The sequence below is a fragment of the Lactobacillus pasteurii DSM 23907 = CRBIP 24.76 genome (genome assembly GCF_000297025.1).
GTDB lineage: Bacteria > Bacillota > Bacilli > Lactobacillales > Lactobacillaceae > Lactobacillus > Lactobacillus pasteurii.
In genome coordinates this window covers 64,645-79,425 of sequence record NZ_CAKD01000020.1, presented here as the reverse complement: position 1 = coordinate 79,425, position 14,781 = coordinate 64,645, and the positions used below count along the sequence as shown (strand labels likewise).

Here is a 14,781-nt window from a genome sequence, read left to right as displayed (position 1 = left end):
TTCCTCTATTTACCAGTTGCCTTGTCGTCAGCCTTGTGACCACGGAAAGTTCTAGTTGGAACAAACTCACCAAGCTTGTGACCAACCATGTCTTCAGTAACATAAACTGGGACATGCTTTCTACCATCGTAAACAGCTATAGTCAAACCAACAAAGGAAGGGAAAATAGTTGAACGACGTGACCAAGTCTTAATGACTTGCTTCTTTTCAGCTTCTTGTTGTGCATCAACCTTCTTCAATAGTGAAGCATCAGCAAAAGGACCTTTTTTAATACTACGGCTCATTAATTAACCCTCCTTCTATTACTTGCTACCCTTACGGTGACGAATAATTAACTTCTCGCTAGCCTTCTTGACATTTCTAGTCTTGATACCACGAGCCTTCTTACCCCAAGGAGTCATAGGTTGTGGACGACCAACAGGAGCCTTACCTTCACCACCACCGTGTGGGTGATCGTTAGGGTTCATTACAGAACCACGTGATTGTGGACGCTTGCCCAACCAACGCTTTCTACCGGCCTTACCCAATTGGATCAATGAGTGTTGTTCGTTACCAACAGTACCGATAGTTGCACGGCAAGCAGCTAAGATCTTACGAACTTCACCACTTTGCAATCTTACTAATGCGTAATCACCATCAAAACCTAAAACTTGAGCAGATGCACCAGCACTTCTTACAAGTTGGCCACCCTTGCCTGGTCTTAATTCGATGTTGTGAATTTCAGTACCAGTAGGAATGTTCTTCAATGGTAAAGCGTTACCTGGCTTGATATCTACGTTTTCACCAGATTCAATTACAGTACCTACTTCAAGACCCTTAGGTGCTAAAATGTAAGCTTTAATACCGTCAGTGTAGTGAAGTAAAGCGATGTTAGCAGTTCTGTTTGGATCGTATTCGATTGCCTTAACAACTGCCTTTACATCATCCTTGTTACGCTTAAAGTCGATGATACGGTATTTTTGCTTGTGACCACCACCACGGTGTCTAATAGTAATATGACCGTATGAGTTACGACCTGCAGTGTGTGATTGTGATTCAAGCAAAGTACGTTCTGGTTTGCTCTTAGTAATCTCAGCAAAGTCGGAAGAAGTCATATTACGGCGACCATTTGTGGTTGGCTTGTAAATCTTAATAGCCAATTGACTGACCTCCTATTACTTTTCTTCAGTGTTATCTTGAGTATCGAAAATCTTGATGTCGTTTGAATCGTTAGTTAAAGTAACAATTGCCTTTCTACGACGAGCAGTCTTACCGAAGTAGCGACCTACTCGCTTGTCCTTGCCACGAACGTTCATAATGTTAACGCTCTTAACCTTGACATCGAAGATTTCTTCAACTGCGTTGCGAACTTGAGTCTTGGTTGCAGTTAAAAGCACGTCGAAAGTGTACTTCTTATCATCCATTAAGTTCGTAGACTTTTCAGTAATGACAGGTCTTAAAATGATATCGCGTGCATCCATTAAGCCAAAACCTCCTCAATCTTCTTAACAGCATCTTGAGTTAAGATTAACTTCTGGTAGTTAACGGCATCTTCAACATTTAATCCATTAACTGGAACAACCTTAACCTTTGGTAAGTTTCTTGCTGAAAGTTGTACGTTCTTGTCATCTGAAACAACCAAAACCTTACCTTCAACATTTAAACTAGCCAATAATGAAACAAATTCCTTAGTCTTAGGAGCTGACATAGTCAACTTGTCTAAAACGATTAAGTCTTCGTCAATTAACTTTTGGGAAAGAACTGACTTAATAGCCAAACGACGTTGCTTTCTTGGCATTGAGTAAGCGTATGAACGTGGAGTTGGTCCAAATACGATACCACCGCCACGCCATTGTGGAGCTCTGATAGAACCTTGACGAGCACGACCAGTACCTTTTTGTCTCCAAGGCTTTTTACCACCACCGCGAACAGCAGATCTATTCTTAACCTTTGAAGTACCTTGACGCTTGCCAGCTCTTTGTCTGATGATTGCATCGAAAACAACGTTTTCGTTAGGTTCAATACCGAAAACCTTATCGTTTAAGGTAATTTCACCAGAGTCCTTACCGTTTTGATCGATAACCTTTAAATTAGCCATTCTAGTCCTCCTTCCTACTTATCAGCTTCTACAGCCTTAGCTGCAGATTTAACAACGATCAATGAGTTCTTAGCACCTGGTACGTTACCCTTAACCATCAATACGTTCTTATCAGCTACAACTTTTTCAATTACTAGGTTTTCAATGGTAACTTGCTTTACACCCATGTGTCCTGGCAACTTCTTGCCCTTTGGTACACGGTTAATGATTGAGCCCATTGAACCAGGAATTCTGTGGTATCTTGAACCGTGAGTTTCTGGTCCTCTTGATTGGCCCCAACGCTTAATGTTACCTTGGTATCCATGACCTCTTGTAGTACCAGTAACGTCTACGACGTCACCTTCCTTAAATGTATCCACAGTAACTTCTGAGCCTACTTCGTATTCACTAAGCTCAACACCGCGGATTTCCCGAATGAAGCGCTTAGGTGAAGTCTTAGCCTTATCAGCATGACCTTTTTCTGGTTTGTTGCTCAATACTTCACGCTTGTCTTGGTAACCCAATTGAACTGCTTCGTAACCGTCTGATTCAACAGTCTTAACTTGCATAACAACGTTAGGAGTTGCTTCAATAACAGTTACTGGAACAAGGATACCATCTTTAGTGAAGATTTGAGTCATACCAACTTTTCTTCCTAAGATTCCTTTGGTCATGTTTACACCTCTTTCTATCTATAAATTATAATTTGATTTCGATGTCTACACCGCTTGGTAGATCAAGCTTCATTAATGAATCAACAGTCTTTGGAGTTGGATTCAAAATGTCGATTAAGCGCTTGTGAGTACGCATTTCGAATTGTTCACGTGAGTCCTTGTTCTTGTGTGGTGAACGAAGAACAGTAAACAAAGTTCTTTCAGTTGGAAGAGGAACTGGACCTGAGATTTCTGCACCAGTTCTCTTAGCGCTAGCTACGATCTTAGCAGCGGATTCATCGAGAATACCGTGTTCGTATGACTTAAGTCTAATACGAATTGATTGACTTGCCATTAAATTACCTCCTTGGCGTCTTCTTTAAAAGATGACTAGCTCAGCAAAAATTCCCGGCTCGCCACTGTGGCAATGCAGCCTGGTGTGCCGCAACCTTTTGCATCAAAGCTTACAACAAAAAACAAGTGCTAGAGCAATATCCTGCCCAAATGCACAAAGACTAGTATACTTGCTCTTGCTAGAAATATCAAGCGTTTCACTACTGTTTCTCAAAAAAAATTTTTGAAAATGTTTTCGTAATTTGCTACAAAAAAAGCGACCCGATTAATCATCGAGTCGCTTCTTTATTTATTTAAATTATTAATTATTCAGCGTTGTTTCCGCCGCGCTTCTTAATAATTTCTTCTTGGATTGACTTAGGAGTTGGTGCGTAGTGGTCAAATACCATAGTGAAAGTACCACGACCTTGAGTTGATGAACGCAAAGTAGTTGCGTAACCAAACATTTCAGCAAGTGGAACCATAGCATTCAATACCTTAGCACCTGAACGGTCTTCCATACCTTCCATGTTACCACGACGTGCAGTAACTGAACCCATTACATCACCCAAGTATTCTTCTGGAGTAATAACTTGAACTTTCATGATTGGTTCAAGAATTACAGCGCCAGCCTTAGGAGCAGCGTTTCTTAAGGCAAGTGAAGCAGCAACCTTGAAGGCAGCTTCTGATGAGTCGACTTCGTGGTAACTACCATCGTAAAGCTTAGCCTTAACGTCGATCAATGGGTAACCTGCAAGAACACCATTTTGCATAGCTTCTTGTAAACCTTGATCTACTGAAGGAATGTATTCACGAGGAACAACACCACCAACGATGGCATCTTCAAATTCGTAACCCTTACCTTCTTCGTTAGGAGTAAATTCAATCCATACGTCACCGTATTGACCCTTACCACCAGATTGACGAACGAACTTACCTTGAGCTTGAGTAGCCTTGGTGAAGGTTTCACGGTAAGCAACTTGTGGTTGACCGATTTCAGCTTCAACGTTAAATTCACGCTTCATTCTTTCAACCATGATGTCAAGGTGAAGTTCACCCATTCCGGCGATCAAAGTTTGACCAGTTTCAGGGTTAGTTTCAGCCTTGAAAGTTGGGTCTTCTTCAGTAAGCTTTTGCAAAGCAACGTCCATCTTATCACGGTCAGCCTTTGACTTAGGTTCAACAGAAACTTGGATAACTGGATCTGGAACTTGCAAACTTTCCAAAATAAGTGGGTGGTCTGGATCAGTCAATGAGTCACCAGTAGTAGTATTCTTCAAACCGATGGCACCAGCGATATCACCTGAGAAGACTTCTGGGATTTCAGTTCTTGAGTTGGCGTGCATTTGAAGCAAACGACCAACACGTTCACGACTGTTCTTTGAAGCGTTCAACACGTATGAACCAGATTGTAATGAACCAGTGTAGACACGAATGAAAGTCAAACGACCTACGAATGGGTCAGTAGCAATCTTGAATGCCAAAGCAGCAAATGGCTTCTTGTCATCTGCAAGCAATTCAACTTCTTCACCAGTCTTTGGTTCGTGAGCAACGTATGGCTTAACGTCTAATGGTGATGGCAAGTAGTCAACAACACCGTCAAGCATCATTTGAACACCCTTGTTCTTGAAGGCAGAACCAGCGAATACTGGGAAGAACTTAAGTTGCAAGGTAGCCTTACGGATAGCCTTCTTCAATTCTTCATTGCTGATTTCTTCACCACCAAGGTATTTTTCCATGATGTCGTCATCAACGTCAGCAACAGCTTCGATCAATTCTGCACGACGAGCTTCAGCGTCAGCCTTGTATTCTTCAGGAACTGGAATAGTTTCCCACTTAGCACCCAACTTGTCTTCGTCGTAAACGTCGGCAACCATGTCGATCAAGTCGATAACACCTTCAAATTGATCTTCAGCACCGATAGGCATTTGAACTGCGTGAGCGTTAGCGTTTAATCTTTCGTGCAAAGTCTTAACTGAGAAGTCGAAGTTTGCACCGATCTTGTCCATCTTGTTAACGAAAACAATTCTTGGAACACCGTAAGTTTCAGCTTGACGCCATACGTTTTCAGTTTGTGGTTCAACACCGGATTGTGCGTCCAAAACAGTTACGGCACCATCAAGAACACGAAGTGAACGTTCTACTTCGATAGTGAAGTCAACGTGTCCTGGGGTATCGATGATGTTAATTCTGTAGTCATTCCATTGGGCAGTAGTGGCTGCAGAAGTAATAGTGATACCACGTTCCTTTTCTTCTTCCATCCAGTCCATTTGTGAATCACCTTCGTGAGTTTCACCAATCTTGTGGATCTTACCAGTGTAGTAAAGGATACGTTCAGTAGTGGTAGTCTTACCCGCATCGATGTGGGCCATGATACCGATGTTACGTGTCTTTTCTAATGGAAATTCACGTTTGTTAGCCATAGATTATTCTCTCCTTAAAATAAAACCAGCAACTGACTATTAGAAGCGGTAGTGTGCAAATGCACGGTTAGCTTCTGCCATACGGTGTACATCTTCACGCTTCTTAACTGCTGAACCAGTGTTGTTTGAAGCGTCGATGATTTCATTAGCTAAACGTTCATCCATGGTGTGTTCATTACGTAAACGAGCGTATGATACAAGCCATCTTAAGCCCAAAGTAGTTCTTCTTTCAGGACGAACTTCAACTGGGATTTGGTAGTTAGAACCACCGATACGACGAGCTCTAACTTCCAATACTGGCATAATGTTGTTCATTGCTTCTTCAAATACGTCAAGAGGTTCCTTACCAGTCTTTTCCTTAACGATGTCAAAAGCGTCGTAAAGAATAGTTGAAGCCTTTGCCTTCTTACCGTCAAGCATCAAGTGGTTAATCAACTTAGTAACAAGCTTTGAGTTGTAAACTGGATCTGCTAAAACGTCTCTCTTAGCTACGTGACCTTTTCTAGGCATTATTTAAATCCTCCTTTAACCTTTCTTAGTACCGTACTTAGAACGTGCTTGCTTTCTGCCATCAACACCAGCAGTATCAAGCGCACCACGGATAATGTGGTAACGTACACCAGGAAGGTCCTTTACACGACCACCACGGATCAAAACAACTGAGTGTTCTTGAAGGTTGTGGCCTTCACCTGGAATGTATGCAGTAACTTCGATCAAGTTTGAAAGACGAACACGAGCATACTTACGCAAAGCTGAGTTAGGCTTCTTAGGGGTCATAGTACCTACACGAGTAGCAACTCCACGCATTTGTGGTGCTGGGTTAAGCACTAATTCCTTCTTCATACTGTTGTAACCGTAGTTCAAAGCTGGTGACTTTGATTTAGTAGTCTTTGAATGACGGCCTTTTCTTACCAATTGGTTAATGGTTGGCATTAAATTTTCCTCCTAAAAATAATTATTTTGTTCACACATCCGGGAGTTTCTTTTTTCTCACGAACATCTTGTTCAAAACATACAAGAGTTAGTTTACACCCTTTTTCCAAAAAATCCAATATTTTTTTGTCTTAAAAAATAAAAATGCGCTTTTTTTGCGTATCTAATATATAGGAGGACTTTTTATGATTTATTACTTAAGCAACTTTTTTATTGGAGCTTGTGTAGCTTCACACGCCAATTTGGTATTCAATCGCCTGCAGATCGACAATTATCAGCTAATCTTATCGCGATCCTATTGTTTTGCTTGCAAAAAGCAGCTGAGATTCTGGGATACTTTGCCAATTATTTCCTATCTCTATTTGAGAGGAAAATGCCATTATTGCCAGACAAAAATTTCTGCGGAGCATCTACTGATTGAATTAATCGGAGGATTTTCTTTTGTTTTGCTAGATTTTAGTAAAATCAATAGCTACTTTTTGGCAATTTTATTATTTTTTCTTTTGATAATCAGCCTATTCGATTATTTTGAGCAAGAATTTCCAATTTACCTATTATTTTGTCCGCTGCTTGCATTAATCGGCAAGCGCCTGCTTTTCCCCTTAAAGCTCGATAGTTTGAGCTTATTGAATTTTCTGCCAATGATAATAGCTTTTGGGCTAATGATCAAAAAAGAAAAGCTTGGAGAAGGCGATTTATTAATCTATTTGCTGCTGGTCGGATTTTTTTCAGCGCAAAGCGCCAATCTCATCATGCTGCTTGCCTGCATTTTATGTTTGGTAGTTTTTCCGATAACAAAAAAGAAGAGCCATCAAGCTCTTCCTTTTGTCCCATATATTTATGCTGCGACAATTTTGTTTAATAATTATCAACTATTTCAAATTATCAACTAAAGAAAAAACTCGGAAATTTTTCCGAGTTTTTCTTTCTCTAACAGATTAAATTGTCAAATTTACTTTGCAGGTTCTTCGTCCTTCATTTGCTTTTCAATGTCGGCGATTGAGTAAACTGACTTGTTATTTTGTTCAACCTTCTTAGGATCAACGTCTGCCTTTGGCTCCATGTTTCTGTAAACAGGCATACCAGTACCAGCAGGAATAATCTTACCGATAATGACGTTTTCCTTAAGACCGAGTAATGGATCGTTCTTACCTCTAATAGATGCATCAGTAAGAACACGAGTAGTTTCCTGGAATGAAGCAGCTGACAAGAAACTGTTAGTTTCAAGGGCAGCCTTAGTAATACCCAAGATAATGCTTTGAGCAGTTGCTGGGATTCCTCCAGAAATAATTACTTGTTTGTTGCGGTCTCTAAATTGACCGATATCCATGATTTCACCTGGCAAGATGTCAGTTTCACCTGGATCAAGTACGCGGACCTTTTGCAACATTTGACGAGTCAATACTTCAACGTGCTTATCGGAAATGTCTACACCCTGCATTCTATAAGCCTTTTGAACTTCGGCAAGGATGTACTTTTCAGTAGTCAAAGTATCAGTAACTTGGATCAATTCCTTAGGGTCAACAGAACCCAAAGTCAACTTGTCACCACGACGAACTTCATCGCCTTCGCTAACTGCAACAGATGCAGTGTAAGCAACGCTATAAGTTCTTTCATCGATCTTACCCTTAATGGTAATTTCTCTAGTGTGGTCTGCTGGGTTTTCTTGGATTGAATCTACGATACCATCAACTTCTGAGATAGTAGCACGACCCTTAGGGTTACGTGCTTCGAACAATTCTTGAACACGAGGAAGACCCTGAGTAATATCTTCGGCACCGGCAACACCACCGTTGTGGAAAGTTCTCAAAGTAAGCTGAGTACCAGGTTCACCGATTGATTGAGCAGCAACAGTACCAACTGCTTCACCAACTTCAACTTCTTCACCAGTTGCCAAGTTCATACCATAACACTTGCGGCAAACACCGTGTGGAGTGTCACAAGTAAGGATTGATCTAATCTTAACGTGAGTTACGCCAGCATCAACGATCTTGTGGGCAAGATTTTCGTCCATCATTACATTTCTACCAACGATAACTTCGCCTGTAGCTGGATCCTTAACTGTTTCGCCAGTGAAACGACCAAGCAAACGATCGAATAATGGTTCGATCAATTCGTCGCCTTCCATAATTGAGTGAACAGTAATTCCACGGTCAGTACCACAGTCATCTTCACGAATAATAACGTCTTGGGCAACGTCAACCAAACGACGAGTTAAGTAACCTGACTGAGCAGTCTTCAAGGCAGTATCAGTCATACCCTTACGAGCACCGTGAGTTGACATGAATAGTTCCAATACTGACAAACCTTCCTTAAAGTTTGAGGTAACTGGAATTTCGAACAAACCACCGTTAGGAGTGGCCATCAAACCACGCATACCAGCTAACTGAGTAAAGTTTGAGATGTTACCACGGGCACCGGAGTCGGCCATGATAGTGATTGGGTTTCTTGGGTCATAGATTTGAGCAATTTCATTTTGAACTTCATCCTTACATGCGTTCCAAATGCTAATTACTCGGTCGTGACGTTCTTGTTCAGTGATCAAACCACGTCTAAATTGCTTAGAAACAACATCAACTTGCTTGTGGGCCTTTTCTACCTTTTCATCCTTATCGGCAATTTCAGGAACGTCGATCATACCGATAGTGATACCTGAAGTAGTAGAGCTTTCGTAACCCAATTGCTTCAAGTCGTCAAGGTATTCTGAAGTTCTTTGTACCTTGTAGTACTTGTAAATAGTTGCGATTGAGTCTGACAAGAAACCACTCTTGAATGGAGTTGCGATCAAGTCATCAGCAACTTCATCAATCTTAGATTGAATGTCTTCTCCATCCTTCAAGAAGTACTTTTCATCCAAAGGATTGTTCAAGTTAGCTTCAGTTGGTTCGTTAATGTAGAAGTAGTCGTCTGGGAACACTTGGTTGAAGACGATCTTACCATAAGTAGTTACGAAAATCTTGTGTTCGCAACCCTTAGGCCATGACTTTTCTGGCATTGAATCAGCAGCCATACCAATAATGGTGTGGTAGTGAATGTCGCCATTTTCATATGCTACAGTTGCTTCTGCAGGTGAAGTAAAGATCATGCCTTCGCCTTCACGACCGCGTTCAGCTTGAGTCAACCAGTAGTTACCCAAAACGACGTCCTGTGAAGGAGTTACGATTGGCTTACCATCCTTAGGTGCCAAAATGTGGTGAGCTGCAAGCATCAATAATCTTGATTCAGCAACAGCTTCATCTGACAAAGGTACGTGAATGGCCATCTGGTCACCGTCGAAGTCGGCGTTGTAGGCTTCACATGTCAATGGATGCAATCTGATTGATTTACCAGGAACCAAAACAGGTTCAAAGGCTTGGATACTCAAACGGTGAAGAGTAGGTGCTCTGTTCAAAAGAACTGGGCGTTCCTTAATTACATCTTCAAGTACATCCCAGATGTCGTCATCTTCACGATCAATCTTACGCTTAGCATTCTTGATGTTAGATGCAATACCGCGCTTAACTAATTCGTGCATTACGAATGGCTTGAACAATTCAAGAGCCATTGGACGTGGGACACCACATTGGTAAAGCTTCAACTTAGGTGAAACGTCGATAACTGAACGACCTGAGTAGTCAACACGCTTACCCAAAAGGTTTTGACGGAAACGACCCTGCTTACCCTTAAGCATGTGTGAAAGTGACTTAAGTGGACGATTACCTGGTCCTACAACTGGACGACCACGACGACCGTTGTCGATCAAGGCATCAACAGCTTCTTGCAACATTCTCTTTTCGTTTTGAACGATGATGTTTGGTGCATTTAAGTCAAGCAATCTCTTCAAACGATTGTTACGGTTGATTACTCTACGGTACAAATCGTTCAAGTCTGAAGTAGCAAAACGGCCACCTTCAAGTTGAACCATTGGACGCAAGTCTGGTGGAATAACTGGAACAGCATCCATAACCATCCATTCAGGCTTGTTGCCTGAGTTTCTGAAGGCATCCAAAATATCCAATCTTCTAATTGCACGAGTACGCTTTTGACCAGTTGCTGATTGAAGTTCTTGCTTCAAATCCTTAACTTCCTTATCAAGATCTACTTGTCTCAATAAGTCGCGGATAGCTTCAGCACCCATCTTAGCAACAAATCTATTGCCGTACTTTTGCTTTTGTTCACGGTATTCTGCTTCAGTTAAAAGTTGCTTTGGTTCAAGATCAGTATCACCAGCATCAATAACAATATAAGCAGCAAAATAGATAACTTCTTCAAGCAATCTTGGAGAAATATCTAATACTAGACCCATTCTTGAAGGAATTCCCTTGAAGTACCAAATATGAGTTACAGGGGCAGCCAATTCAATGTGGCCCATTCTTTCTCTTCTTACCTTGGCTGAAGTAACTTCAACACCACAACGGTCACAAACGATACCGCGGTATCTTACACCCTTGTACTTACCACAAGTACAAGACCAATCTTTAGTTGGTCCGAAAATTCTTTCATCAAATAAGCCATCTTTTTCTGGTTTTAAAGTACGATAATTGATCGTTTCTGGTTTTTTAACTTCACCATAAGACCAGCTTCTAATCTTGTTAGGTGAAGCAAGACCAATCTGCATACTTTCGAACTTATTTACGTCGATCAAGAGTTTAACCCCCTACTTACTTTGAAACCTTATCATCAGCGTCATCTACTGGAACTTCTTCAGTTTCAGTGGCGTCAACTGTTTCGCTAGTTTCCTTGGCTAACTTCTTCTTTTGTTGTTCTTCTGCCATTCGTGACAAAGTATCGATGTTCAAATGTTCATTTGAGTCATCGTCCATATCGCGAAGTTCAATTTCTTGCTTGTTCATGTCAAGCACGCGGATATCCAATCCTAATGATTGCAATTCCTTAACAAGAACGCGGAATGATTCAGGAACACCTGGCTTAGGAATTCTTTCGCCCTTAACAATAGCTTCATAAGCTCTTACACGTCCAACAACGTCATCTGACTTGTAAGTCAAAATTTCTTGCAAGGTGTAAGCAGCACCATATGCTTCAAGGGCCCAAACTTCCATTTCACCGAAACGCTGTCCACCGAATTGTGCCTTACCACCCAAAGGTTGTTGAGTAACCAATGAGTAAGGCCCAATTGAACGTGCATGGATCTTGTCATCAACCATGTGAGTCAACTTCAAGTAGTGCATGACACCAACAGAAACACGGTTGTGGAATGGTTCACCGGTACGTCCATCGTAAATTACAGTCTTACCATCGCGGTCAATACCAGCTTGGTGTACAGTGTCCCAAACATCCTTTTCATCGGCACCATCGAATACTGGAGTAGCAACGTGGATACCTAATTGACGAGCAGCAGCACCTAGGTGCAATTCCAAAATCTGTCCAATGTTCATACGTGAAGGCACACCCATTGGGTTCAAGCAGATATCAACTGGAGTACCGTCTGGCAAGAATGGCATATCTTCTTCAGGCATAACAACGGCTACAGTACCCTTGTTTCCGTGACGACCAGACATCTTGTCACCGACTTGGATCTTTCTCTTTTGAGCGATGTAAACACGAACCATAGTATTTACACCTGGAGCAAGTTCATCTCCGCCTTCGCGAGTGTAAACCTTAACGTCTTGAACAATACCGCCACCACCATGTGGTACGTGAAGTGAAGTATCACGAACTTCGCGAGCCTTTTCACCAAAGATTGCGTGCAATAATCTTTCTTCAGCTGATAATTCAGTCACACCCTTTGGAGTAACCTTACCAACTAAGATATCACCGTCATGAACTTCGGCACCAATACGGATAATACCATCAGCGTCAAGATCCTTAAGGGCATCTTCACCAACGTTAGGAAGTTCACGAGTGATTTCTTCAGGCCCAAGCTTAGTGTCACGAGCTTCTGATTCGAAGTCTTCAATACTGATTGAAGTGTAAACGTCATCCTTTACCAAACGTTCTGACAACATGATTGAGTCTTCGAAGTTGTACATGTTCCAAGTCATGAAGGCGATCAATGGGTTTTGACCTAAGGCCAATTCACCATGGCTCATAGTTGGACCGTTAGCAATTACATCGCTTGCGTCAACCTTGTCGCCTTGCTTAACGTTAGGAGTTTGGTTGTATGACTTAGAGTTGTTTGAACGACGGTACTTTTCAAGTACGTACTTATCTAAAGTACCATCTTCGCGTCTAATTCTAATTTCGTTACCATCAACGTATTCAACTACACCAGCTTCTTTAGCAAGCAAAGCATCACCGGAGTCGTGGGCTGCACGGTATTCCATACCAGTACCAACTAATGAACTGTGTGGGTTGATAAGTGGGGCAGCCTGACGTTGCTGGTTGGCACCCATCAAAGCACGGTTAGAGTCGTCGTTTTCAAGGAATGGGATACATGCTGAAGCAACAGAAACGACTTGCTTTGGAATAACGTCCATGTAGTCGATCTTGTCAGGAGTAACTTCGACGTTATCTTCCTTAAATCTAGCCAAGATAATGTCGTCCTTGAATGATCCATCTGGATTCAAACGAGTGTTGGCACCGGCGATGATGTAGTTATCTTCAACATCGGCAGTCAAGTAGTCGATCTTGTCAGTAACCTTGTGAGTCTTCCAAGAAACACGGCGGTATGGAGTCTCAATAAAACCATACTTGTTGATCACTGCGTATGAAGCAAGTGAGTTGATCAAACCGATGTTAGGTCCTTCTGGAGTTTCGATAGGACAAAGACGACCATAGTGAGTATAGTGAACGTCACGAACTTCATAACCGGCACGGTCACGAGTCAAACCACCAGGTCCAAGGGCTGACATACGACGCTTGTGAGTCAATTCACCGAGTGGGTTGTGTTGGTCCATGAACTGTGAAAGTTGTGATGAACCGAAGAATTCCTTCAAGCTGGCAACAATTGGACGAATGTTGATCAATTGTTGAGGAGTTACAGTTGTAGGGTCTTGAATTGACATTCTTTCGCGTACAACACGTTCCATTCTAGCCAAACCAATTCTGAATTGGTTTTGAAGCAATTCACCAACACGACGAATACGACGGTTACCCAAGTGGTCGATGTCATCAGTGTTGCCTAATTGATCTTGAAGAGCAAAGAAGTAGTTGATTGAAGCCAAAACATCAGCTGGAGTTAAGTGCTTAACGTCTTCGCCGATGTGACCATTAGAAATCAACTTGATTTCTCTTTCTGGATCAACCTTTGAGAATACCTTGATTTCTTGAACTGTAATTGGGTCAGGTACAACAGCTTCGCTTGATGGTTCGTAAGTTACCATCTTGAAGTCATCACGATCAAGATACTTTTCCAAAGTATCCATAATTTCATGAGTAACTACAGTACCCTTCTTGACAATAATTTCACCAGTATCTGGATCTGCCAAGGTTTCTGCCAAGGTTTGACCGTATAAACGATTCTTAAGTGAAAGTTTCTTGTTAATCTTGTAACGGCCAACTGGTGCTAAGTCGTAACGACGTGGATCAAAGAAACGTGCGTAAAGCAATGATCTAGAAGTATCAGTAGTCTTTGGTTCACCTGGACGCAAACGTTCGTAAATGTCCTTAAGAGCTTCAGCTACGCGTGAGTCAGCTGGGTTTTTGTGAACATCCTTTTCAAGAGTGAATTGCAAAGTGTCGCTCTTGCCAAACATATCCAAGATTTCGCCATCTGAACCCAAACCCATAGCTCTAACCAAAACAGTCAAAGGTAACTTACGAGTACGGTCAACGCGAACGTAGGAAACATTCTTAGCATCAGTTTCATATTCAAGCCAAGCACCACGGTTAGGAATAACAGTGGCACCAAAAGTTTGACGACCATTTTTGTCAAATTCGCCTGAATAGTAAACACCAGGTGATCTAACTAACTGTGAAACGATAACTCTTTCGGCACCGTTGATAATGAATGAACCTGATTCAGTCATCAAAGGCAAATCACCGAAGAAAACATCTTGAGTCTTGATTTCGCCAGTTTCTTGGTTGGTCAACTTCAAAGTCACGTGCATAGGTGCAGCATAAGTTGCATCGTGGTCACGTGATTCATCTACAGTATATTTTGGCTTTTGTAATTTGTAGCCAACATATTCTAATGAAAGCTTACCTGAGAAGTCGCCGATAGGCATAATGTCATCGAAAACTTCTTTGATACCTTTATCAAGGAACCATTGATATGATTGTGTTTGAACATCGGTCAAGTTAGGTAGTTTCAAAACTTCTTTAATCTTTGAAAAACTACGTCTTGTACGATGCTTACCATAATTAACTACATGTCCGTTTAACAAGGAAAACATCCTTTCTGTTAGAGAAAGCAAATATTACATTTGTGTTACAAATTTCAAAAGCTGGATTTTTGAGTACAAAAAAGACAAAAATGACCTGGTCATTTTTGTCTTTATTATTC

12 protein-coding genes are annotated in these 14,781 nt (G+C 41.5%); 1 reads left to right on the top strand and 11 read right to left on the bottom strand.

Annotated features, from left to right (window positions below; translation table 11 throughout):
• Window positions 1-5: 5 nt before the first annotated feature.
• The 9 genes from rpsS to rpsL form a co-directional block, all read right to left on the bottom strand.
• Window positions 6-284, bottom strand: a complete 279-nt coding sequence (rpsS, locus tag BN53_RS04410; protein WP_009559714.1) for a 30S ribosomal protein S19 — start codon at window positions 282-284, stop codon at window positions 6-8.
• An 18-nt stretch (window positions 285-302) separates the two neighbouring features.
• Entirely contained in the window at window positions 303-1,139 is an 837-nt protein-coding gene (gene rplB, locus BN53_RS04405; protein WP_009559713.1) for a 50S ribosomal protein L2, read from the bottom strand.
• Between the two features lie 15 nt (window positions 1,140-1,154).
• Entirely contained in the window at window positions 1,155-1,460 is a 306-nt protein-coding gene (gene rplW, locus BN53_RS04400; protein WP_009559712.1) for a 50S ribosomal protein L23, read from the bottom strand.
• Window positions 1,460-2,077 (bottom strand): 50S ribosomal protein L4, encoded by a 618-nt coding sequence (rplD, locus tag BN53_RS04395; RefSeq protein WP_009559711.1) that lies wholly within the window; start codon window positions 2,075-2,077, stop codon window positions 1,460-1,462. The genes rplW and rplD overlap by 1 nt, the downstream gene beginning before the upstream one ends.
• A 14-nt stretch (window positions 2,078-2,091) precedes the next feature.
• A complete protein-coding gene (gene rplC / locus BN53_RS04390) occupies window positions 2,092-2,730 on the bottom strand; it encodes a 50S ribosomal protein L3 (protein WP_009559710.1) in 639 nt (212 codons plus the stop codon).
• 25 nt (window positions 2,731-2,755) lie between these two features.
• Complete coding sequence (gene rpsJ / locus BN53_RS04385) at window positions 2,756-3,064, bottom strand: 30S ribosomal protein S10 (protein WP_009559709.1); 309 nt, start codon at window positions 3,062-3,064, stop codon at window positions 2,756-2,758.
• 304 nt (window positions 3,065-3,368) lie between these two features.
• Window positions 3,369-5,465: an elongation factor G gene (gene fusA / locus BN53_RS04380; RefSeq protein ID WP_009559708.1), complete on the bottom strand. Its 2,097-nt coding sequence runs from the start codon at window positions 5,463-5,465 to the stop codon at window positions 3,369-3,371.
• A gap of 39 nt (window positions 5,466-5,504) precedes the next feature.
• Window positions 5,505-5,975 carry a 30S ribosomal protein S7 gene (gene rpsG, locus BN53_RS04375; RefSeq protein ID WP_009559707.1) on the bottom strand — a complete coding sequence of 157 codons (471 nt, stop codon included), beginning with the start codon at window positions 5,973-5,975 and terminating at the stop codon, window positions 5,505-5,507.
• Between the two features lie 15 nt (window positions 5,976-5,990).
• Complete coding sequence (gene rpsL, locus BN53_RS04370) at window positions 5,991-6,398, bottom strand: 30S ribosomal protein S12 (protein WP_009559706.1); 408 nt, start codon at window positions 6,396-6,398, stop codon at window positions 5,991-5,993.
• A 185-nt stretch (window positions 6,399-6,583) separates the two neighbouring features.
• On the opposite strand from rpsL, the gene BN53_RS04365 reads away from it, so the two are divergent.
• Window positions 6,584-7,291, top strand: a complete 708-nt coding sequence (locus BN53_RS04365) for a prepilin peptidase (protein ID WP_009559705.1) — start codon at window positions 6,584-6,586, stop codon at window positions 7,289-7,291.
• A 59-nt stretch (window positions 7,292-7,350) separates the two neighbouring features.
• Here the strand turns inward: BN53_RS04365 and rpoC are convergent, their stop codons facing one another.
• Window positions 7,351-11,022: a DNA-directed RNA polymerase subunit beta' gene (gene rpoC / locus BN53_RS04360; RefSeq protein ID WP_040537323.1), complete on the bottom strand. Its 3,672-nt coding sequence runs from the start codon at window positions 11,020-11,022 to the stop codon at window positions 7,351-7,353.
• 16 nt (window positions 11,023-11,038) lie between these two features.
• Window positions 11,039-14,671 (bottom strand): DNA-directed RNA polymerase subunit beta, encoded by a 3,633-nt coding sequence (gene rpoB, locus BN53_RS04355; protein ID WP_194073736.1) that lies wholly within the window; start codon window positions 14,669-14,671, stop codon window positions 11,039-11,041.
• Window positions 14,672-14,781: the final 110 nt, after the last annotated feature.